The following is a 23,526-nucleotide window of genomic DNA, read 5'->3' as shown; positions in this document are numbered from 1 at the left end:
AGTTTATTAATTATAGCTATACTTTTTAAACACGGTTCTCAAATCTCTTCTTTTGCTATCAGCAGCAGCATAAGGGATTTGTAAACCGTTTTTATTTTGGTAACGGATTAAGGTTTAAGTGTTTTTTCAAAAGCTTTTCGAGGACTTCCTCTAAAAAAAACTTCGCCGCAATATTGATATCCCAAACTTTCAAAAATACGCAACATAGGCAGGTTATCAAAGTTGGTATCTGCTTTTATGCTATAAATGTTTTTTTCAAGTGCTAGTTCTTCAACATATTTTAAAATCATTTTTGCAAGTCCTTTTCCTGTTTGGCTTTCGCCAATGGCAATTCGGTGTACCACCAGGAAGTCGTTATTTGTCAGCCATTTTCCTTGAATATTTTCATAAGCAGGCTCATAGTTGAAATAAACAGCTGTATATCCTATGATAGTTTGATCTTGTACTAAAACATATCCAGCGCCTTTTAAAATATCGTTGTTTATAATTTCTGGATTTGGATAACCATCTTGCCATTGTGTGCTTCCGTCATTTTTTCTTCGCAAAATAGCGTTCTGTAAAATGGTCCAAATTGCAGCAGCATCTGTTTGATTTGCTTGTCTAAAATGAATGTCCATAGTAAATGTATTTTTGTTGGTTGCTTTTATTAATCGATATTAAAATAAATCTTTGAACTATAATTCATTTACCCTTTTGTGTAAAAAACAGAAATGTATTTCAATAAAACTAAAGCATTAATTTTTAGAATTGTTGTTTCGCTCAATGTATTCAATCCAATTTTTGATTCTTTCAACATACATTTTGAGATAGTTTTCAGTAATTAAGTTATTGGACCAATCAAATCTTTGCGCTTGTATTCCTAAAAAAATATAAATAGATGCTCCCGCTTCTGGAATTCCATTAATTTCTTGAATGAAATTCTCTTTTTTATCTAAAATTGGAATTGATACCGAAAAAGAATTTTCTCTAAAAATTCAAAAGTTCTAATTCTTGCTCAATTTCTAATTTAGTTCGCCAATTATAGCAGTATACTCTTAAAACAAATTTAGTTTCATTTTTCGAAATAAAGTAGGTGTGATTTACACCTGTCCGGTACAATTTACAATTATAATCGTCTGTCAGTTCGTACCTTTTTTTGATAAAATCTCCTAATTCTTTTTCTGACAATGTTGAGGCTATTACTGGAAAAGTGGTCATCTAACGTTTTTTTAATAAATGAAATCAAATTAGGAGTCTAAACGTACTATTTTTAAACTAAAAATAGTTGGTTTTAATTCATTGTTGCGGATAAAATTATTAAAAATTACTCTTTATTTAATCGAATTATTGCTATCATTTTAATTTTAAAAAAGGGCGTTTTCAAGAACGTAAAAATCGTCTGTATCTATTTTAAAATATTTCTCAAATCCTCATACGTTTCAATTTTAACGCTCACTTTTTCTTTACCTAAAACATTTTCTATCTGGATTGGTATGGGTAATGTAATATTTAATGTTGGTTCCACTGTATCCAAAAACTTAATGGGATGTGCCGTTTCTAAGAAAACACCTATTGCATTTGGATAATTTTCTAATTCTTTTTTTAATCCAAGATAGCCCACAGCTCCATGAGGTTCTGCAATATAACCGTTCGTGTCATAAATGGTTTTCATGGCTGTTAAAGTTTCTGCATCAGAGAACGTAAACGAAGAAAAATCTTTTTTAAATTGCTTCAAATCATTTTGGTACATTTCCTGAATTCGGATGAAATTACTTGGGTTTCCTACGTCCATCGCATTTGAAATGGTCGCTTTGGAAGGTTTTGGATCGTAAATTCCATTTTCTAAAAATCTCGGAACCGTATCGTTTACATTCGTTGCAGCTACAAAATGTTCAATGGGTAATCCCATTTTTTTAGCAATAATCCCTGCGCAAATATTCCCAAAATTCCCACTTGGACAAGAGAAAATTAAAGGTTTATTATGTTTATTTAATACCTTGTAAGCAAAGAAGAAATAAAACATTTGCGGCAACCAGCGCGCAATATTGATGGAGTTTGCTGATGTTAAGTTTTTATGTTGTAGACTTTCTTCCAAAAACGCTCTTTTAACCATATCCTGACAATCATCAAAAACGCCATCCACTTCAAGTGCTTTAATATTTTGTCCCAAAGTGGTCAATTGTCGTTCTTGAATATCGCTCACTTTACCCGATGGATATAGTATAATGACTTCAACGCCTTTTACACCAAGGAAACCACTGGCTACAGCACCACCTGTATCGCCAGAGGTGGCAACTAAAACCGTATTTTTACTATCGGCCTTATCTTTGTTGAAATACCCCAAACAACGAGACATGAATCGCGCACCTACGTCTTTGAAAGCCATTGTTGGGCCATGAAACAATTCAAGAGAGTAAATGTTTTTTTCAATTTCGACAATAGGAAAATCAAAGCATAATGTTTCGGCGATGATTTTTTTTAAAGTATCTGCTGGGATTTCGTCACCTACAAATTGTTGGATCGCTTCAAAAGCAATTTCTTCATTGCTTAAATTTTCGATGTTGTCAAAAAAAGACTCTGGAAGCGGAGTAATTGTTTCAGGGAAATACAAGCCTTTATCAGTTGCTAATCCTTGTATTACGGCTTCTTTGAAAGAAACATTGGGTGCGTTATGGTTTAAACTGTAGTATTCCATTATGTTTTGTAATTATATAATCCCCACCCCAACCCACCCCAGAGGGAAGGCAGACGAAACGGGATTCAGAATGTGTTTATAATAATTTTAAAATCACTATATTTTTCCTTTATTCCCCCTCCGGGGGTTAGGGGGCTATTATTTTAATTCCTTCCTCATTTACTTTTGAAACGTGAATTTCATACGGTAAATTCATTTCATCGTATACAACGCTCATGGCTTTTGCGATTTTATTAGCGGTTTCCTTTCCTTTGCTTAAAGCAAAAATAGAAGGACCTGAACCCGATATACCTGAACCTAAAGCTCCGTTTTCGTAGGCTGTTTTTTTGATAAAATCAAATCCAGGAATTAAAACACTACGCAAGGGTTCTATGATTTCGTCATGCAAGGACCTACCTATTAATTCATAATCTTGAGTGTACAAACCTGCAACTAATCCGCCTACATTTCCCCATTGTACAATGGCACTTTTTAAGGAAATAGTTTGTTTTAATACGGAACGAGCATCTGATGTTTTCAATTCAATTTGAGGATGAACCACGGTGGCATACAATTCAGATGGACTTTCTATTTTTATAATATCCAGTGGATTATAACTTCTTACCAATGTAAATCCTCCCAAGAGGGCAGGAGCAACATTATCAGCATGGGCATTTCCACTGGCTAATTTTTCGCCTTGCATCGCAAATACAACCAATTCTTTTCGAGTAAATGGACGTCCCAATAATTCATTAATTCCAAAAACTGCACCCGCTGCACTCGCGGCACTGCTCCCAATTCCGCTTCCGGCTTTGATATTTTTGTAAATTTCGATTTCAAAACCAAATTCGGTTTCTACTTCTTCTAACATTGCCAAAGCGGAGACTCCAGCAACATTTTTTTCGGTTTCCAAAGGCAGGTCGGCACCCACAATTTTAGTAATTCGAATTCCTTTTATATTTGATTTCCGAATAATCATTTCGTCACCCGCAGTTTCTAAACAAAGTCCTAGGACATCAAAACCACAGGAAAGATTAGCAATTGTAGCTGGGCAAAATATTTTTATTTCATTCATAATAGTAGTCTTAAAGTCTAATGTCTTAAAGTGATAAAGTCATTGAAATGTACATAAAATGAAGTCGGTAACTTGTAGACTTTATGACATTCGACTTTATGACTTATTTATATATTTCCAATCCTAATTACATCTGCAAAAATTCCTGAAGCTGTAACTGCAGCTCCGGCACCAGCTCCTTTTATCAATAGCGGTTGATGTACATAACGGTTTGTGAAAAACAATACAATATTGTCTTTTCCTTCTAGATTATAAAAAGGATGGTCCTTAGGAATGAATCGCAATCCTACATTAGCTTTTCCGTCTTCAAATTGCGCCACATATTTTAATCGTGATTCTTTGATTAATGCTTCTTTGTAAATGGATTCAAAATGTGCCGCATGTGTTTGTAAGGATTTGAAAAAGGCTTCATTATTAGTTGTATCCAAACATTCAGCTGGCATGAACGATTCGTTTGTAATTTCGTCAATTTCCATTTTGTAACCGCTTTCGCGAATCAAGATTAATATCTTTCTGGCAACGTCAATTCCGCTCAAATCTATCTTTGGATCTGGCTCTGTAAATCCCTGTACACCAGCTTCTTTTACAACATCATGAAAAGTGTTATTTTCATCGAAATTATTAAAAATAAAGTTCAAACTACCAGATAAAACGGCTTGAATTTTATTGACTTTATCGCCCGAAGCAACTAGATTTTTTACCGTATCAATAATTGGTAATCCAGCTCCAACATTAGTTTCAAACAGAAAAGGAGCATTAAATTGTCTGGATAGTTTTTTTAGCTTTTTATAATTGTCGTACTCTGATGCGCATGCAATTTTATTACAAGTCACTACGGCAATATTGTGTTTTAAATACTGTTCGTATGTTTTAGAAACACTTTCATTTGCCGTGATATCTACAAAAATACTGTTGCGTAAATTGAGTTCTTTAACTTGTGTGATAAACTGCTCTTGGTTACAAGGTTCTCCTGTTTCTAAAGCAAATTGCCAATCTTTTAAGGAGATTCCATCTTCATCAAAATACATTTTTCTAGAATTTGACAAGGCTATTACGCGCAGGTTTATCTTCAATTTTTCTTTAAGGAATTTCTTTTGATGTTGAATTTGTTCTATGAATTTTTCTCCCACATTTCCTACTCCCATCACGAACAAGTTGAGTTGCTTGGTGTTTTCTTCAAAAAAGTTTTCATGCAGCGAATTCAATGCTTTTTTTACATCTCTTTCGTTAATTACCGCCGAAATATTTCTTTCTGAAGCTCCTTGAGCAATGGCGCGAATATTGACATTGTTTTTTCCCAAAGTGCTAAACATTCTACCGCTTAAACCTTGATGGTTTTTCATATTCTCGCCCACTATGGCTATGATGCATAAATTTTGTTCAACAATACATGGATTAACTTTATTTTGTATAATTTCCACTTCAAATGCGGCGTTGATTGCATCCTCGGCTACAGCGGCATCTGAATTTAAAATCCCAATACAAATAGAATGCTCAGATGAAGCTTGAGTAATAAAAATCACGTTTATTTTATGATGTGATAATACTTCAAAAAGTCTTTTAGAAGACCCAGAAACACCAATCATTCCAGAACCTTCAAGTGTAATCAATGTGATTTTATCAATATGTGTGATTCCTTTTACGGGATTAGATGTTGTTATAAATTGGTTCGAAATATAAGTTCCTTCGGCTTCTGGTTCAAAAGTGTTTTTGATTAAAATAGGAATATTTTTTCTTAAAACAGGCTGTATAGTTGGCGGATACAGTACTTTAGCTCCAAAATGAGACAACTCCATCGCTTCCTGATAGGAAATGAATGCAATAGGTTTCGCTTGTTTTACAATTTTTGGATTGGCAGTAAACATTCCGTTGACATCAGTCCAAATTTCAAGTTCCTGTACATCAAGTGCCCCCGCAAGAATAGCTGCCGTATAGTCAGATCCTCCGCGTCCTAAGGTAGTATTGATTCCGTCTAATGAAGCAGCAATAAAACCCGGCATTACAACTACCTGTTTTTCATTAGATTCGAAAAATAGATTGATCTGTTTATTTGTTACTTCAAAATTTACCGTTGCTTTTCCAAAATCAGCATTGGTTTTAATTAATTCTCTACTGTCTTTGTAGCCACTATTTGGGATTATTTGCTGCATTCCTTCGGATATGATAAATGAAGAAAGCAACTCACCAAAACTTAAAATAGTATCTGAAGTTCTTGCGGATAATTCACCCAAAAGATAGCAGCCATCCAGTAAGGTTTCAAGATGATTGATAATTCTCTTAATTTGGCTAAGCAAACCGCTTTGATTTTGTACTGGTATAAGCTCTCTTAAAACTTCTAAGTGGTTTTTCTCAATTTCGGCAAGAATTGTTTTGTAATTTTCATCTCCAGCAGCCGCTTTTTGTGAAGCAAGTTGGAGCATATCAGTAACTTTACTAAAAGCAGATACCACTACAATTAATTGTTGGTTTAGGGATTGGTTCATGACAATTGACATTACCAATTTTATATTTTGTGCATTGGCCACAGAAGTGCCTCCAAATTTGAGTACTTTCATTTTGTTGTTGTTTAGTTTTTTATTAACAAGAGACCATGGTCGCTAGGTAAAATTATTGTGAAAAGAGAATTATTTGAGTTTTACTCAAGTTAAGTTAACTTTAAATAAAGTATACGTATAGGATGATATGTAATTGTAGTACCCCTAAGGGGTTGTAGTAGTTGTAGTAGAGTAAGCAACAAAAGTTACCTCCCATAATAGGGTGGTGCTTGTAGTATTATATGTTGCTTTATTGTTCTTCATCTGTTTTTCAAAAATACGTTATTTAGTTTAAAATAAGCATGTTTGTTTCATTTTTGTGAAATATGAATTTTGTAAAGCGTAAATTGTATATTTCTAAATTTGATTTGATGAAATGCATTGAAAATCATGATATTCATATTTTTTAAAGTTTTTTTGACTTTAAAAAAGATAAGACTTTAGTTTTTTATTTGATATATCTTTTTTTTGAATCTATAAAAGGCATTTTGATTTTCAGGGTTCTATTATTTTTTGAAATGGAAAAAAAAGAACTTTTAAGCGGATGTTTTATTTATTTAAAATACAGTTATGTTTCAAAATTAAATTTTGTTTAACCTAAAAATAGAAATTAGTATTAATTTATGTTGTGTACTAATAAAGAATTGATCAAATTTACTTTTCAAATAAGATACTGATGGATAATACACATTATATTAGCACTGAGTTGCTTACGCTTGAATCTGTAGATAAGATTATTAAAGAGAATAAATATTTAGCCCTGTCAGATGAGGCGAAAATTAACATACAAAATTGCAGAGCGTATTTAGACAAAAAAATGGTGTCTCAAATAGAACCTATTTATGGGATAAACACGGGGTTTGGTTCGTTATGTAATGTGAAAATTTCTAATGAAAATTTATCTAAGCTTCAAGAAAACTTAGTGCAATCTCATGCTTGTGGAACAGGAGATGAAGTTCCAAAAGAAATTGTTAAACTGATGCTATTATTAAAAATACAATCACTGAGTTATGGGAACTCTGGAATTCAACTAGAAACAGTGGAGAGATTAGTGTCATTTTATAATAATAATATTTTACCCGTAATTTATACGCAAGGGTCACTTGGAGCCAGTGGTGACTTGGCGCCATTAGCGCATTTATCTTTACCAATCATTGGTCATGGTGAGGTTTATTACAAAGATCAAAAGGTTGAAGCAGCGGTAGTTTTAAAAGAATTTGACTGGGAACCTATTGTATTAAAATCAAAAGAAGGATTAGCATTATTGAATGGTACTCAATTTATGAGTGCTTATGGAGTTTATGTTTTACTTAAATCCAATACCTTATCTTATTTTGCAGATTTCATAAGTGCTGTATCTCTAGAGGGTTTTGATGGAAGGATAGAGCCTTTTAATGAGCTCATTCATTTTGTTAGACCTCATAAAGGGCAGATTATTACAGCGCAAAATATGGTTCATTTTCTGTCAGGCAGTGAAATTATAAAACAACCCAAAAATCACGTACAAGATCCTTACTCATTTAGATGTATTCCTCAAGTGCATGGAGCTTCTAAAGATGTTTTTGAGTATGTAAAAAAAATATTTACTACCGAGATTAATTCGGTAACCGATAATCCTAATATATTTATTGATGAAGATCAAATAATTTCTGGAGGGAATTTTCATGGCCAACCCCTTGCAATGGCACTTGATTTTATGGCAATTGCCCTTTCAGAATTAGGCAGTATCTCTGAGCGTAGAACCTATCAATTAATTTCAGGTAATAGGGAATTGCCAGCTTTTTTGGTTGATAATCCAGGACTTAACTCAGGACTAATGATACCGCAATATGCGGCAGCTAGTATTGCAAGTCAAAACAAACAATTGGCTACTCCAGCCAGTGTAGATAATATTGTTTCGAGTAACGGTCAAGAAGATCATGTAAGTATGGGTGCTAATGCAGCTACAAAAGCACTTCGTGTTGTTGATAATGTAGAACGCATTTTGGCTATTGAACTCCTCAATGCATCACAAGCACTTGTATACCGAAAACCTTTAAAGTCAAGTGTTTTAATCGAAAATTTTATAGATTCATATCGCTCTGCAGTGCCTTTGATCACTGAGGATAGGATTCTTCATTACGATATTTTAAAGACAGTAGCTTTTTTGAATACTTATCCAGTTGAGAATAATTTGTTAACAATGGCTTAACGTTAGCAATTAATAATGAAGTAATTTTGCCTGACTAAAATTAAATCAAATGAATATTAATAATTTTTTCCAATTTTTGGTTCCTAAAGACAAAAAATTTTTTCCACTTTTTGAAGAAGCATCTAGTAATTTAATTGAAATTGCAATTAATTTACATGAAGCAGTAAATTTACCTTTTAAAGAGCGTGAAATTCTTTTTCAAAAAATTGATGTTTTAGAACAAAAAGGGGAGGATATCACTCGTCAAACCAACCTTGAGTTGAGTAGAAATTTCATAACACCATTTGATAGAGAAGATATTCATTCCTTGATTACTTCAATTGATAATGTTGCCGATAACCTTCATGGAGCTGCAAGCAGAATACGCTTGTATCAAGTGGATAAAATTACAAAATCAATCCGAAAATTAACGGAGATTAACCTTGAGGCTTGTCAAAATATTGATGTTGCTATAAGAGAGTTAAGAGATTTAAAGAAAATGAAAAATATTACTGATGCTTGTGTTCGCATCAATAAATTAGAAAATAAATCTGATAATGTTTACGATAAAGCCGTTCTTGACTTATTCGAAAATGAAACAGATGCTAAAAATATTATCAAATATAAGGAAGTGCTTTCTGTACTGGAAACAGCAACAGATAAGTGTAAAAGTGTAGCTGCAGTTTTAGAATCTATTTCTGTAAAACATTCTTAATTAATTCCTTTTTATCTGAAATAACTCTTATGGATTTCACCTTACTTATAGTTATCATTGTCTTAGCTTTAATCTTTGATTACATCAATGGTTTTCATGATGCTGCCAATGCAATAGCTACAGTTGTTGCAACAAAAGTCTTGTCGCCATTTCAAGCTGTAGTTTGGGCTGCTTTTTTTAACTTTTTGGCCTATTGGGTTTTTGGTTTTGGTGTGGCTGATACAGTTGCAAAAACAGCCAATACTCTCGAGATTGATCTTGTTGTAATTTTAGCAGGTGTTATAGCCGCAATTATTTGGAATTTATTTACGTGGTGGCAAGGTATTCCATCGAGTTCATCACACACACTTATTGGTGGTTTTGCTGGTGCAGCCATTGCTCACGCGCTAGCAGTTCATGGTTTCTCAGGATATTCAGTAGGATCAGGTGCTGAGTTACATACCGCTTATTGGTATGATACTGTAAACTGGTACACAGCTGGTAAAGACGGAGGTTTTCCATCTGGAGTATTGGTAATCATTGCTTTTATTGTACTAGCGCCACTTTTGGGAGCTTTTATGTCTTATTTGATATCTATTTGGCTTTTAAATGCTTCTAAAAGAAGTATATATCCCAAGATTTTTACAGTTTGTTTGATGTTATTAACAATTTGGTTTGTAGAGTCTCAAATGGTTTATTTTGTGGATATTAAAAAACCGCGTTTCGATTCGCATTTTTGGAGTGTAGTTTTTGAATCTCATAATATTAAATGGTTTTTAGTTGCATTTATAATTTTGACCATTAGTGGTTTTAGTTTAATATTTAGCTCTTTAAACTTACATCAATCAACTGCTTGGTTGAAAAAGATGCAATTGTTATCATCAGCAGCATTTAGTCTTGGTCATGGAGGTAATGATTCACAAAAAGTTATGGGAATTATTGCAGCAGCAGTTACAGTTTATATCCAAACGAGCGGATTAAGTCAAGAAAGTCTTCCAGATTGGTTAGATGTAGTATTACCAAATGAAGAAGGCATTTTTAAAATGCCAGAATGGATTCCTCTAGCATGTTATTCTGCAATAGCAGCAGGGACATTGAGTGGCGGTTGGAAAATTGTAAAAACGATGGGTTCAAAAATCACAAAAGTTACTTCTTTTGAAGGAGTTGCCGCAGAAACCGCAGGTGCACTTACTTTGTATTTTACAGAGCATTTTAAAGTTCCAGTAAGCACAACGCATACCATTACAGGTTCTATAATAGGTGTTGGATTAACAAAAAGAGTATCAGCTGTGCGATGGGGAATGACTGTAAGTCTTATTTGGGCTTGGGTACTAACTATTCCTATTTCTGCAATTTTAGCAGCTATCATATATTATATGTTTCGTATTTTTATATAAATTAAAACATTAAAATATCGAATATAAAAAAACCATTCTTAACGGAATGGTTTTTTTATATTCGATATTTCCTACTTCTCAATATTATATTGATTTAAAAAATATAAACTGATTGCGATTTTGTCTTAAAAAAAACAGAAAAAATTGATTTTCTTTAATGTGATTAAAAGTTGATAATTCAAACAGTAACTAGACTTCTTTTTATCCGTTAAGATTTTTATGGTTATATTTTCGTTTGTGATAGGTCTGTTTTAATTGAATATTACCCGAAATAATACTAATGTTACCATCAATCTCTAACATGGCCAGTTTTACTTCATTAAAATGTTCTATACCATGTTCCCGCATTGATTCTTTTAATTCGTCTGAAGTGATGTTCAATTTACTTAGAGTTTTAAAGTCTAAATGGCCATTATGAATTAAGATTTCTGGCTTTTCTTGCATGAAATCACTAAATTTCGGAAATCTGAACATCAGTTTTTTTAAAATAAAATTAATGATAAAAAGGACTGATGCTGCAGCTAGGCCTCCCCATAGACTAGTATTGTTTCCTACCATTGCATTTTGAACGGAGTTGCTAATGAGTAAGATTAGAATAACATCAGCAGTATTCAATTGGGATAATTCTTTTTTGCCAAAAAGGCGCAGCGCAATTACCATAAAAAAATATACAGCACTACTTCGAACAATTATAATTAGATATTCGTTCATTTGTACTGTATATTTATTTAAGAGGTTCGTTAGACTCTGGCATCTTTCTATCTGTTGCTAAAGTCTATTTAAAAATTGGTTATTTCAAATCTGCTTTTTGATGAAAGTGTTTCTCAATAGCTTTAATCATTTCTCCTGCAATATCTTTGTTAGTCGCACCTTCTATTCCTTCTAGCCCTGGAGATGAGTTAACTTCTAATAGTAAAGGACCTTTAGAAGAACGTATTATGTCAACACCTGCTACTTTTAGATCCATTGCTTTTGTTGCCTTAATAGCTATTCGTTTTTCCTCTGCTGTAACTTTAATTACAGAGGCTGTTCCTCCTAGATGTATATTTGCTCTAAATTCTCCTGGCATTGCCTCTCGCTGAATAGCAGCAACCACTTTTCCGTCGATGACAAAGCAACGAATATCTTTTCCATTAGCTTCTTTTATAAATTCCTGTACTAAAATATTTACATTTAGACTCTTAAAAGCATTAATTACGCTTTCGGCAGCTTTTTTTGTCTCAGCTAGAACAACTCCTTTACCTTGTGTACCTTCAAGTAACTTTACAATTAGTGGAGATCCACCTACCATCTTAATTAAATCGTCAGTGTCAAGTGGAGAGTTTGCAAAACCAGTTGTAGGAATTTCAACTCCATGATTCAATAGTAATTGTAAAGAGTATAATTTATCTCTTGACTGTGTAATTGCGTTTGAAGAGTTCAAGCAATACACTTTTAAAGCTTCAAATTGTCTTGTCAATGCACAACCATAAAAGGTAATACTAGGTCTAATTCTTGGGATAATAGCATCAAATTGGTTTAGGATTTTTCCTCCTCGATAATGAATTTCTGGGGTTTTTGCATCCAGTTTCATATAGCATTCCTTGATATTTAAAAAATGCATTTCATGACCACGCATTTCACCAGCTTCCATGATTCTTTTATTGCTGTACAATTCGGGATTACTGGCTAAAAGACCTATTCGCAATCCTGATGTTGCTTTTTCAGAGTTTTTATAAAGCTCTTTTAAAGTATCTGTTGTCGGTTGACCTAAAAGATATTTTTCTTCAGGATCAACAAGTACACGTCCACTCATTGCTTCACGTCCTAGAAGCATTCTAAAGCCCATTGAATCTCGATTTGTCAATGTCATCTCAATTGGCCATTGTGAACTTCCTATTTGTAAATTAGTTTGAATCACATAGCGTTGTTCTCTAAATCCGCTAGAACTTTTCACAATACGTTTATCAATCAAAGGAGCTTCGCAGTGAATCACTGTCATTTGATTGTTTTGTATGGGATTAATGTCAAATTTTACCCAGTTACTTTCATTTTTTATGAACGGAGCAATATTTATAGCGTGTAAAGCTGATGTTTTTGCTCCCGAATCTACGCGTGCTTTTATGGTAGGAATTCCTAGTTCTGGAAAAGAACACCATTCCTCACTACCTAAAATTACTTTATTATCTGACATACCTATTTTTTGATTAACCTTAATTTAAAGTCCAAATGTATATATTTGTTTTTAAAATTAAGGATGTTTTTTTGTAAACAATAAACCCGTTATGTTATGAAAACGTAACGGGTTTAAGCATACGAATCTATATGAGTTTATAAGTTTGAAGCTTCACCTGCTTTATGAACTTTTACTGTTAATTCCTGAGCACCTTCTTCAATATCCATGAAGATCTCATCGCCCATGCTTATTTTTGAAGTAATGATTTCTTCGGCAAGTGTGTCTTCTACGTATTTTTGAATGGCTCTTTTTAGCGGTCGAGCACCAAATTGTTTATCAAAACCTTTATCAGCAATAAACGCCTTTGCTTTATCAGAAAGATTTAATTTGTAACCTAATTCTGCAACACGTGCAAATAACTTTTTCAATTCAATTTCAATAATCAAATCAATATCATGTTTTTCTAAAGCATTAAAGACAATTACATCATCAATTCGGTTAAGGAATTCAGGAGCAAACGTTTTTTTCAATGCATTTTCAATAATACTTTTCGAATTATCATCTGCCTGTGATACTTTTGCAGCTGTACCGAAGCCTACTCCTTGTCCAAAATCTTTTAACTGTCTGGCACCCACATTTGATGTCATGATAATTATAGTGTTTTTGAAATCAATTTTTCGACCTAAACTGTCTGTCAAATACCCATCATCTAAGACTTGAAGTAACATATTGAAAACATCAGGATGTGCTTTTTCTATTTCATCTAACAGTACAACACAATACGGTTTTCTTCTTACTTTTTCAGTAAGCTGACCACCTTCTTCATAACCTACGTAGCCTGGAGGCGCACCAACTAAGCGCGAGATTGCAAATTTCTCCATGTATTCGCTCATGTCTATGCGTATCAAAGCATCCTCTGAGTCGAAAAGTTCTTTAGCTATAACTTTTGCTAATTGTGTTTTTCCAACTCCAGTTTGTCCCAAGAAAATAAAGGAACCAATAGGTCTATTAGGATCTTTCAATCCTGCACGATTTCTTTGAATAGAGCGTGCAATCTTCATTACAGCTTCTTTTTGACCTATAACTTTACCTTCAATAAGTTCTGGTAATTTAGCCAGTTTATTACTTTCGGTTTGAGCAATACGGTTTACGGGAATACCACTCATCATTGAAACAACATCGGCCACATTGTCCTCTGTAACTTCTATGCGATTGTTTTTAGCATCTTCTTCCCATTGTTCTTGGGCTATTGCCAAATCTTTTTCGATGCGTTTTTCATCATCTCTAAGTTTTGCTGCTTCTTCGTATTTTTGTTTTTTTACCACAACATTTTTTAGTTCTCTAACTTCTTCAAGTTGTCTTTCTAGATCTAAAATTTGCTTTGGGACCTCAATATTTGTGATGTGCACTCTAGATCCGGCTTCGTCTAAAGCATCAATGGCTTTGTCTGGTAAAAAACGGTCAGACATGTAACGATCTGTAAGTTTTACACAAGCTTCAATTGCTTCCTGAGTGAAAGTTACATTGTGGTGGTCTTCATATTTATTCTTGATGTTGTTCAAAATTGTAATTGTTTCAGATACCGATGTTGGTTCTACAATTATTTTTTGAAAACGTCTTTCTAAAGCACCGTCTTTTTCTATATACTGGCGGTATTCGTCAAGAGTTGTAGCGCCAATACATTGAATTTCTCCTCTAGCTAGAGCAGGTTTAAACATATTTGACGCATCTAGAGAACCTGTAGCTCCACCAGCTCCTACAATGGTATGAATTTCATCAATGAATAAGATTATATCATCGTTTTTTTCTAATTCATTCATAACCGCTTTCATACGTTCCTCAAATTGTCCGCGGTATTTGGTACCGGCAACAAGGCTTGCAAGATCAAGTGTTACTACGCGTTTGTTGAACAATGTTCTAGAAACTTTTTTCTGAATGATGCGTAACGCTAAACCTTCAGCAATTGCTGATTTTCCAACCCCAGGTTCCCCTATTAATAAGGGATTGTTTTTTTTACGACGGCTCAAAATTTGAGAAACACGTTCAATCTCTTTTTCACGTCCTACTACTGGATCTAGTTTTCCTTCTTCGGCCATTTCTGTTAAATCTCTACCAAAATTATCTAAAACAGGAGTCTTTGACTTCTTGTTAGACTTATTGGCTGGATTGTTGAAAGTTCCTTCTTTAAAACTGTCATCTTGTCCTGAATCGTCATTGTATGATTCGTTTCGGGGTAAATTTTCTGTAAAATCGTCTTCGCTTGGAGTCATATTTAAATACTGTTCTTTAGCTATATCGTAATCAATTTTAAGTTTATTCAATAGCTTAGTTGTGGGATCGTTTTCGTTTCTTAGAATGCATAATAAAAGATGCGCTGTACTAATAGATATACTTTGAAAAACCTTAGCTTCTAGAAAAGTAGTTTTTAGTGCACGTTCAGCTTGTCGCGTTAAATGCAAGTTTTTCTTTTCAGTATTTGTGTCTACTCCCGGAATTGCTGGGCTTAGTATTTCTACTTTTCTTCGTAAATGGTCTAAGTCTATATCTAGACTGTTTAAAATCTGGATTGCTTTTCCATTTCCGTCTCTTAGTATTCCTAGCATTAAGTGTTCTGTGCCTATAAAATCGTGACCTAGTCGTAAAGCTTCTTCTTTACTGTAGGTGATAACGTCTTTTACTCTTGGTGAAAAATTATCATCCATAATATATATTTGATATCGTAAATTTAGTGAATTAAGTATTGAAAAACAAAAACCATTCCTATTCCAATCCCATGTCAGCTAAGTGACAAAATTTATCATGATTTTAAAGTTAAATTCCCCTTAAATTATTAACTAATTCGACACTGGATATTGTTAATAAATCTTGTAAATAACTCCTATAAAATTAGTGAAAAAAATTCAGAAAGCCGTATATTAGCACGTTTTGAATTTAATATAATTATTTAATATAACAACTTATGTCTGAAGGAGAAAAGTTAATTCCTATTAACATAGAAGATGAAATGAAATCAGCTTACATTGATTATTCGATGTCAGTAATTGTATCAAGAGCGCTTCCAGATGTTAGAGATGGTTTAAAACCTGTACATCGAAGAGTTCTTTATGGAATGTATGATTTAGGAGTTTTTTCAAATAAAGCCCATAAAAAATCCGCAAGAATTGTTGGAGAAGTTTTAGGTAAGTATCACCCACACGGTGATACATCTGTATATGATGCTATGGTACGTATGGCTCAAGAATGGAGTATGCGTTACTTATTAATTGATGGTCAAGGTAACTTTGGTTCTGTAGATGGAGATAGTCCAGCTGCAATGCGTTATACTGAGGCTAGAATGCGTAAAATTTCAGAAGAAATAATGGCTGATATCGAAAAGGAAACAGTTGATTTTCAATTGAACTTTGATGATACCTTGTATGAGCCAAAAGTAATGCCTACTCGTGTTCCAACTTTGTTAATAAACGGTGCTACTGGTATTGCTGTTGGTATGGCTACTAATATGCCACCACACAACTTAACCGAAGTTATCAATGGTACACTTGCTTTTATTGATAACAATGAAATTGAGATTGATGAGTTGATGAATCATATTAAGGCACCAGATTTCCCTACTGGTGGTATTATTTATGGTTACGAAGGTGTTCGCGAAGCCTTTAAAACAGGTAGAGGTCGTATTGTTATGCGTGCCAAAGTAGGTTTTGAAGAGGTTGACGGTAGAGAATCTATTATTGTTACCGAAATTCCGTATCAAGTTAATAAAGCAGACATGATCAAGCGTACTGCTGACTTGGTAAATGATAAAAAAATAGAGGGAATTGCAAATATTCGTGACGAATCGGATCGAAATGGTATGCGTATCGTTTATATCTTAAAACGTGATGCAACTCCTAATGTAGTTTTGAACACTTTATATAAGTACACACAACTGCAATCTTCTTTCAGTGTAAATAATATTGCATTGGTAAAAGGACGTCCGCAAATGTTGAATCTAAAAGATATGATTCACTATTTTGTAGAGCACCGACATGATGTAGTGATTCGTAGAACGCAATTTGATTTAAGAAAAGCTGAAGAAAGAGCGCATATTTTAGAAGGATTAATTATAGCCTCTGATAATATTGATGAGGTTATTGCGTTAATCAAAGCATCTAAAAATACTGAAGAAGCAAGAACTAAATTAATAGAACGATTTAATCTATCCGATATTCAGTCTAGGGCTATCGTAGAAATGCGATTGAGACAATTAACAGGTCTTGAACAAGATAAGCTAAGAGCGGAATATGAAGAAATCATGAAATTGATTGATCACTTGAGAGCTTTACTTGCTGATGTAAATTTAAGAACTGCATTAATCAAAGAGGAACTTGAAGAAATAAGAGATAAATATGGTGATGCTCGTCGTTCTACCATTGAATACTCAGGAGGTGATGTAAGTATTGAGGATTTAATTGCTGATGAAAATGTGGTTATAACCATTTCTCATGCGGGTTATATCAAACGTACAAACTTAACAGAGTATAAAACTCAAAATAGAGGTGGAGTTGGTCAAAAAAGTGCCGGTACAAGAGATCAAGATTTCTTAGAACACATGTTTGTTGCTACAAATCACCAATATATGATGTTCTTTACTCAAAAAGGGAAGTGTTTCTGGATGCGTGTTTATGAAATTCCAGAGGGTAGTAAAACAGCAAAAGGAAGAGCAATACAAAACTTGGTAAACATAGAAAGCGATGATAAAGTAAAAGCTTTCATTTGTACTCAAGATCTAAAAGATAAGGATTATATCAACAGTCATAACCTTGTTATGGTTACTAAACAAGGTCAGGTTAAGAAAACATCTCTTGAAAAATATTCTAAACCAAGAGTTAATGGTGTTGCAGCTATTACTATTAAAGAAGGTGACGAATTACTTGAAGCTAAATTGACAAATGGGGAAAGCCAAATTATATTAGCTGTTAAATCAGGTAAATTGGTTCGTTTTGAAGAAACTAAAACAAGGCCAATGGGTAGAACCGCTTCAGGAGTCCGAGGAATTACTTTAAAAGACGATACTGATGAAGTAATTGGCATGGTTACTGTGGATAAAAATGATATAAACGATTCTCAAATTCTTGTTGTAACCGAAAATGGTTATGGTAAACGTACGAAACTTGTTGATGATGATGGTGAGGATGTATACAGAATTACAAATCGTGGTGGAAAAGGAGTTAAAACATTAAACATCACTGAAAAAACAGGTCAATTAATCTCGATCAATGCCGTTACTGATGCTGATGATTTGATGATTATTAACAAATCTGGTTTAACGATTAGAATGGCTATTGAAGATTTAAGAGTAATGGGAAGAGCAACTCAAGGAGTTCGACTTATAAATCTTAAAGGAAAAGACTCCATTGCAGCAGTTACTAAAGTCATGAAAGATGATGTAAATGAAGTTGTTGTTGATGAAGATGGTAATGTAATTGAAACAGCGGTAATTGAACGAGTAAAACCTGATCTTGAAATTCTTGAAGATGATGGAGTTGTCGAGGATGATGAAGAAGACGACGAGGTAGTTGAAGACGACGAAGATGTGAACGAAGAATCTGATGAAGACGAATCGGAAGAATAATAATGCAAGCCCAATTAAGAATAATTATTAAACAAACAATGAATATTATGAATAGTAAATATGTAATACTAGCATCAACTTTATTGATATCGGTAACTACTTTTGCTCAAAAAGATCAAATAAAAGCTGCCGAAAAGGCATTAAAAAGTGGTAAAAGTCAGGAAGCAGTAACGTTACTTGCTGAGGCTGAGTCGTTGATATCAAATGCTCCAGACGCAGAAAAAGCACAATTTTATTTTGTAAAAGGAAATACATTTTTAGATCTAGCAAATAAAAGTGTAGACACAGATAAGAACTTGTCACAAGCAGCTACTGCTTATCAAGATTTAATTGCAGTTGAAAAAGCTTCGGGTAAATTAAAATTTACTACTCAAGCTGCAGCCTCAATTACAGATATTAAATACAAATTTATAAACAGTGCCATAGCTGATTCTAAAGCGGAGAAGCATGCTGATGGTGCAAGGAAATTGTATGACGCTTATAAATTAGATAAAAAAGATACTATTAACTTGTATTACGCTGCGTCAACTTATGTAAATGCAAAAGATTATGACAAAGCTTTAGAGTTGTATAGTAACTTAAAAACTTTAAATTACTCTGGTAAAGGAACTAGTTATTATGCTGTAAATAAACTTACTTCTCAAGAAGATTATTTTACTTCTCTTCAAGAAAGAGATAAGATGGTAAAAATGGGAACGCATGAAAAACCAAGAACAGAAGTTGTTCCATCAAAAAGAGGTGAAATTTATAAAAACATGGCCTTAATTCTAGTTGAAAAAGGTAAAATTGACGAAGCAAAAAAAGCAATTGCTGATGCGAGAGTTGCAAATCCTGAAGATGGTTCTCTTTTATTGACTGAGGCTAACTTGTACCTTGAAACAAAAGATTTCGATACATACAAAAAATTAATAGCTGAGGTTTTAGAAAAAAATCCAAATGATGCGGATTTAATTTTTAACCTAGGTGTAATTAGTGCAAATGCTAAGAATTTTGTGGATGCTGAAAAGTATTACAAGAGAGTTATTGAGATTAATCCCAAATATCTTAATGGTTATATTAATTTAGCAGCAATGAAACTGGATAATGAGAAAGAAATCATTGACGAAATGAACAAACTTGGTACAACACCAAAAGAACAAAAACGTTATGATGAATTGAAAAAGAAAAGAGAAGATATTTTCCGTTCAGCAATACCATTCTTAGAAAAAGGAGTGGAGTTAGATCCGAAAAATACAGATGTTTCTAAAACTTTATTAGGAGTTTACAACGCTCTTGAAATGACTGCAGAAGCTAAAGCATTGAAGGCTAAAATGTAAAATATGTTTTAGTTTAAAAAAAGCCTGTCTATTTAGACAGGCTTTTTTTATATTATCTTTTTGATAACTCTCAACTTGTGTGTGTGTTTATTTGTTTCGGTATTAAATATACCTAAATGGTCAATCCTATCAATTCGAACTTTGCCGCTGGCATGAATAATATAATTGTCATCCATGATTATTCCTACGTGAATGATAGATCCTTCATCATTATCAAAAAACGCTAAGTCCCCAGGCTCGCTCTCTTCAATAAAACTTAAAGCTTCACCTTGAGTAGCTTGTTGTGAGGCATCACGTAATAAATGATATCCGTTAAGTTTATAAACCATTTGAGTAAAACCCGAACAATCAATACCAAAAGGTGTTTTTCCGCCCCATAAATAAGGAGCATTCAGATACATGAATGAGGTTTTGATAAGGTTGTCTTTGTTTTTTTTACCACTAGTCTTAGTTCCTTCAAATTCAAAATTATCTTTGTTAATATCAAGGTGATTTAAAAAAGATAATGAGGCACCAAGTGGTATCGGAAGCATCAAGTTATTTGTTCCCGTTATGTATTCTAGTAAATCAGCGTTTAAAATAATAGTGTCATCAGTAAGATTTTGATAGCTGTTTTCAGAGATTAGTTGCATTTGTTTGCTATCAATCCAGCCCTCGTAATTATCGTACTGTAATTTTATTTTAAACCATTGATTGTTTTTTTCTAAAATTTCAAAATGTTCTCCAAATAAAACTTGAGAAACTATTTCGCTTTTATCACTTGCCTCATGACGAAGCGGAATGACTGCAAGATTACAAATTCCGAACATTTAGATTGTTTTAAGAGTTAAAAAGAGCAAATTATTTCAAATAATTTGCTCTTTTTTTTTGAATTAGATTCTTTCTATTACAATTGCAGATGCACCACCGCCGCCATTGCAAATAGCAGCAGCACCTATTTTTGCGTTATTTTGCTCCAGAACATTTAATAAAGTAACAATAATACGCACTCCAGAACATCCTAGCGGGTGTCCTAGTGATACAGCACCACCGTTTACGTTAACTTTCGTATTGTCTAGTCCTAGTATTTTAGAATTGGCTAATCCTACTACAGAGAAGGCTTCGTTAAATTCAAAGTATTCAACAGCATCAAGTGCTATTCCAGCTTTGTCTAGTGCTTTTGGCAAAGCCTTAGCGGGGCTAGTAGTAAACCATTTTGGTTCTTGGGCAGCATCAGCATAGCCTTTAATGTATGCTAACGGTTTTAAACCTAATGCAAGTGCTTTTTCTTCACTCATCATGATTACCGCAGCAGCACCGTCATTGATAGTTGATGCGTTAGCAGCTGTTACAGTTCCGTCTTTAGTGAAAACAGGACTTAATGAAGGTATTTTGTCTAGTTTTACATTAGTGTATTCTTCATCTTTGATTACCATGATCGGGTCTCCTTTGCGTTGTGGTACAGCAACAGGTACTACTTCATTGTCAAATTTTCCGGTATTCCATGCGGTAGCACTTCTTTCATAGGATTGAATAGCATACGCATCTTGATCTTCACGAGAAAAATTATATTCGCTCGCACACAAATCAGCGCAAACTCCCATTGCACTGTTGTCATAAGCGTCTGTAAGGCCATCTTTTTGCATTCCGTCAAGCATGGTTGATGGACCAAATTTTGTTCCGTTTCTTAGGTTCATGTAATGTGGAATCAAACTCATGTTTTCCATACCACCTGCTACTACAATTTCAGCGTCTCCGCACTGAATTGCTTGAGCAGCCATCATTACTGCCTTCATTCCTGAGGCGCATACTTTGTTTATAGTTGTACAAGCTACTGTTGTAGGCAATCCTGCAAACAAAGCCGCTTGTCTAGCAGGAGCTTGGCCTACGCCTGCTTGTACTACGTTACCCATATATACTTCGTCAATTAAGTTTGGGTCTAAATTTATTTTGTCTAAAGCACCTTTTATAGCAGCAGCACCCAATTTTGGTGCAGTTACTGTAGATAATGCTCCCATAAAACTTCCGATAGGTGTTCTTACGGCAGAAACGATAACAACTCTTTTGTTCATGTCTTTCATAATGTTAGTTTATGAAGCAAATTTAATCTTTTTTAAGTAAATTTATATTTCGAATAGGATTTAATAATTCCGATAAATTTTTAATCTTCTATGTGTTTGACTGTGAAGTATTTTTAAAGTTTTTTAAAAAAAATATTAAAAAAACATCAAAAAAAGTTGTGAGAAGTCTAAAGAAGTAGTAAGTTTGCAACCGCAAAACAGAACACGTTTCTTGAGCTTGGAGGGGTGCCAGAGTGGTAATGGAGCAGTTTGCTAAACTGTCATCGAGTGATCGGTGCCAGGGTTCGAGTCCCTGTCCCTCCGCTTTAAGTTTTTGTTTTCGGGGTGTAGCGTAGCTCGGTTATCGCGCCTGCTTTGGGAGCAGGAGGCCGCAGGTTCGAATCCTGCCACCCCGACTAGATTTTTTTACATGAGCAATGGAGGCATAGCTCAGCTGGATAGAGCACCTGCCTTCTAAGCAGGCGGTCGAAGGTTCGAATCCTTCTGCCTTCACATTGAAAATCAAGCCCTTACAAATTTGTAAGGGCTTTTTTTGTGCCTTGTAACGAACATTTGACGAACATTATAGTCAAATTAAGTAAATCATACTCTGATTATTTTTTCCTATTTTTGATAAAGTTAAAAATTAAAATATGGAAACTGTTCAAATTACTGCGGGATGTTGGGGTATACTTTTTCTATTTTACCTTTTAATAGTAGGGCGATTGTCTTATATTATCACTCCTGTTTTGTCTACTTATTATTTTGATGAAAAATTAGAATGGAATGAGAAAATAAACTCTGTAAAGTTGAAAATATATTTAATTTTATTTTTGCTCGCTTCCTCTTTAATTTGGTTCAGTTACCAATCGTTTATTGAACCTAAACCTTTGTTTGATATTACGATTACTTTCATTGTCGATTCTGTCGCGTTTGCTGGGATATATTTTTTTTTGGAAAATAAAATAAGAACTCCTTCAAAAGAAAATCTTAATAATTGTTCTTACGAAATCAACGATATTATATTAGTTTCAAATGTAATCAATGATCAAAATAATATTTTGTTAGAAGATGTAAAGAAAATAGACAACTCTTTTTCTTTTACTAATGAAGAAATTAAACGAAAGCATGTGGAAGCTTTGGAAAACAAATTGTTTGATTGTGAATTATCAGTTTTTAAAACTTTCGTTTTGTTAGAAGAACCTATTGAAAAATTAATTTGGAAACCAGTTGCGGATAGTGGTCATAAAAACAGACAATTACTTTTTGATTATATTAATGATTTGTTTCCTAATCAGATATTGACTAAAGATAGAAACGAAAGTGTAACCATGATAAACAAATATTTTGAGTTTAACGAGATTGGACACCCTAAAAAGGAGAAAGAGGTATATCCTAAGTTAATTGGAGATTGGATGAAAAAAAAATAAGAGAGTTTCTTTTGAGAGTTAGGACAGTTATAATAGATTAACTGTCTTTTTTTCTTTTTATCCTTTCTATTCCTTTGCTTCATGGTTCTCACAAAGAGAATTTAAAATCTTAAAAAAGAAAACGATGAGCAATCTACAAATCGAAGAGAAACTATTCCATATTGAGAATAGTATTCAAAAGTTAAGTCTAGCAGTTAAGACTATTTTATCTCATGAAGAAGCAGCAGAGTTTTTAAATATGAAACCTTCATATTTATATAAGCTTACAGCGAGAAAGGAAATAAGATTTTTCTGTCCATTAGGGAAGTTGAATTATTTTCAAAAATCTGATTTAGAGGATTTTTTACTTCGTAATGAAATCCCTGCAATCTATAAGGAACATACAATTGAGAATCATTGGAAAAAATAAACACAATCATAATAGCTTCCGACTATAATGATTGTGCTCTATT

17 protein-coding genes and 3 tRNA genes are annotated in these 23,526 nt (G+C 33.5%); 10 read left to right on the top strand and 10 right to left on the bottom strand.

Translation table 11 applies throughout. The annotated features are described in order from the left end of the window. Window positions 1-107 precede the first annotated feature (107 nt). The 5 genes from IQ05_RS09340 to thrA all read right to left on the bottom strand — a co-directional run bounded on the left by IQ05_RS09340 (window position 108) and on the right by thrA (window position 6,283). Entirely contained in the window at window positions 108-617 is a 510-nt protein-coding gene (locus tag IQ05_RS09340) for a GNAT family N-acetyltransferase (protein ID WP_144892299.1), read from the bottom strand. A 349-nt stretch (window positions 618-966) separates the two neighbouring features. After that, a complete protein-coding gene (locus tag IQ05_RS15510; protein WP_244289556.1) occupies window positions 967-1,197 on the bottom strand; it encodes a hypothetical protein in 231 nt (76 codons plus the stop codon). 187 nt (window positions 1,198-1,384) lie between these two features. Continuing rightward, entirely contained in the window at window positions 1,385-2,674 is a 1,290-nt protein-coding gene (thrC, locus tag IQ05_RS09330; RefSeq protein WP_144892297.1) for a threonine synthase, read from the bottom strand. Between the two features lie 127 nt (window positions 2,675-2,801). Next, window positions 2,802-3,728: a homoserine kinase gene (locus tag IQ05_RS09325; protein ID WP_144892295.1), complete on the bottom strand. Its 927-nt coding sequence runs from the start codon at window positions 3,726-3,728 to the stop codon at window positions 2,802-2,804. A 107-nt stretch (window positions 3,729-3,835) separates the two neighbouring features. Further along, window positions 3,836-6,283, bottom strand: coding sequence for a bifunctional aspartate kinase/homoserine dehydrogenase I (gene thrA, locus IQ05_RS09320; RefSeq protein ID WP_144892293.1), 2,448 nt, complete (start codon window positions 6,281-6,283; stop codon window positions 3,836-3,838). A gap of 655 nt (window positions 6,284-6,938) precedes the next feature. Between thrA and hutH the strand changes: the two genes are divergently transcribed. The 3 genes from hutH to IQ05_RS09305 are packed head-to-tail and all read left to right on the top strand — an operon-like array spanning window position 6,939 to window position 10,523. Beyond that, window positions 6,939-8,453: a histidine ammonia-lyase gene (gene hutH, locus IQ05_RS09315; protein WP_144892291.1), complete on the top strand. Its 1,515-nt coding sequence runs from the start codon at window positions 6,939-6,941 to the stop codon at window positions 8,451-8,453. 49 nt (window positions 8,454-8,502) lie between these two features. Then, on the top strand, window positions 8,503-9,147 hold the full coding sequence (locus IQ05_RS09310) for a DUF47 domain-containing protein (protein WP_144892289.1): 645 nt from the start codon (window positions 8,503-8,505) through the stop codon (window positions 9,145-9,147). Between the two features lie 29 nt (window positions 9,148-9,176). Beyond that, window positions 9,177-10,523 carry an inorganic phosphate transporter gene (locus tag IQ05_RS09305; protein ID WP_144892287.1) on the top strand — a complete coding sequence of 449 codons (1,347 nt, stop codon included), beginning with the start codon at window positions 9,177-9,179 and terminating at the stop codon, window positions 10,521-10,523. Between the two features lie 201 nt (window positions 10,524-10,724). On the opposite strand, the gene IQ05_RS09300 is transcribed toward IQ05_RS09305, so the two are convergent. From IQ05_RS09300 to IQ05_RS09290, 3 genes are all read right to left on the bottom strand, one after another. Beyond that, window positions 10,725-11,234: a DUF421 domain-containing protein gene (locus IQ05_RS09300; RefSeq protein ID WP_144892285.1), complete on the bottom strand. Its 510-nt coding sequence runs from the start codon at window positions 11,232-11,234 to the stop codon at window positions 10,725-10,727. Window positions 11,235-11,313: 79 nt separating this feature from the next. Further along, window positions 11,314-12,696: a 30S ribosomal protein S6--L-glutamate ligase gene (gene rimK / locus IQ05_RS09295; protein WP_144892283.1), complete on the bottom strand. Its 1,383-nt coding sequence runs from the start codon at window positions 12,694-12,696 to the stop codon at window positions 11,314-11,316. Window positions 12,697-12,833: 137 nt separating this feature from the next. After that, window positions 12,834-15,380: an ATP-dependent Clp protease ATP-binding subunit gene (locus tag IQ05_RS09290; protein WP_144892281.1), complete on the bottom strand. Its 2,547-nt coding sequence runs from the start codon at window positions 15,378-15,380 to the stop codon at window positions 12,834-12,836. Between the two features lie 257 nt (window positions 15,381-15,637). On the opposite strand from IQ05_RS09290, the gene gyrA reads away from it, so the two are divergent. Both gyrA and IQ05_RS09280 read left to right on the top strand, forming a co-directional pair. After that, a complete protein-coding gene (gene gyrA / locus IQ05_RS09285) occupies window positions 15,638-18,289 on the top strand; it encodes a DNA gyrase subunit A (RefSeq protein ID WP_144892279.1) in 2,652 nt (883 codons plus the stop codon). Window positions 18,290-18,336: 47 nt separating this feature from the next. Further along, a complete protein-coding gene (locus tag IQ05_RS09280; RefSeq protein ID WP_144892277.1) occupies window positions 18,337-19,605 on the top strand; it encodes a tetratricopeptide repeat protein in 1,269 nt (422 codons plus the stop codon). 47 nt (window positions 19,606-19,652) lie between these two features. Here IQ05_RS09280 and IQ05_RS09275 read toward each other — a convergent pair whose 3' ends face one another. Together IQ05_RS09275 and IQ05_RS09270 are read right to left on the bottom strand one after the other, a co-directional pair. Continuing rightward, on the bottom strand, window positions 19,653-20,414 hold the full coding sequence (locus IQ05_RS09275) for a C40 family peptidase (protein WP_144892275.1): 762 nt from the start codon (window positions 20,412-20,414) through the stop codon (window positions 19,653-19,655). A 63-nt stretch (window positions 20,415-20,477) separates the two neighbouring features. After that, window positions 20,478-21,656 (bottom strand): acetyl-CoA C-acyltransferase, encoded by a 1,179-nt coding sequence (locus IQ05_RS09270; RefSeq protein ID WP_144892528.1) that lies wholly within the window; start codon window positions 21,654-21,656, stop codon window positions 20,478-20,480. A gap of 228 nt (window positions 21,657-21,884) precedes the next feature. On the opposite strand from IQ05_RS09270, the gene IQ05_RS09265 reads away from it, so the two are divergent. From IQ05_RS09265 to IQ05_RS09245, 5 genes are all read left to right on the top strand, one after another. Further along, window positions 21,885-21,968 (top strand) — tRNA-Ser (locus tag IQ05_RS09265). A gap of 17 nt (window positions 21,969-21,985) precedes the next feature. Beyond that, a tRNA-Pro gene (locus IQ05_RS09260) sits at window positions 21,986-22,060 on the top strand. Between the two features lie 23 nt (window positions 22,061-22,083). After that, window positions 22,084-22,157: transfer RNA gene (locus IQ05_RS09255), tRNA-Arg, on the top strand. A gap of 140 nt (window positions 22,158-22,297) precedes the next feature. Beyond that, window positions 22,298-23,074: a hypothetical protein gene (locus IQ05_RS09250; protein ID WP_144892273.1), complete on the top strand. Its 777-nt coding sequence runs from the start codon at window positions 22,298-22,300 to the stop codon at window positions 23,072-23,074. A gap of 124 nt (window positions 23,075-23,198) precedes the next feature. Further along, window positions 23,199-23,483 carry a helix-turn-helix domain-containing protein gene (locus IQ05_RS09245; protein ID WP_144892271.1) on the top strand — a complete coding sequence of 95 codons (285 nt, stop codon included), beginning with the start codon at window positions 23,199-23,201 and terminating at the stop codon, window positions 23,481-23,483. Window positions 23,484-23,526: the final 43 nt, after the last annotated feature.

Origin of the sequence: Flavobacterium tiangeerense (assembly GCF_007830355.1) — a bacterium.
GTDB classification, from domain to species: Bacteria; Bacteroidota; Bacteroidia; order Flavobacteriales; family Flavobacteriaceae; genus Flavobacterium; species Flavobacterium tiangeerense.
Note: the sequence above shows the minus strand (reverse complement) of the source record. Positions and strands in the feature narration are given on the sequence as shown.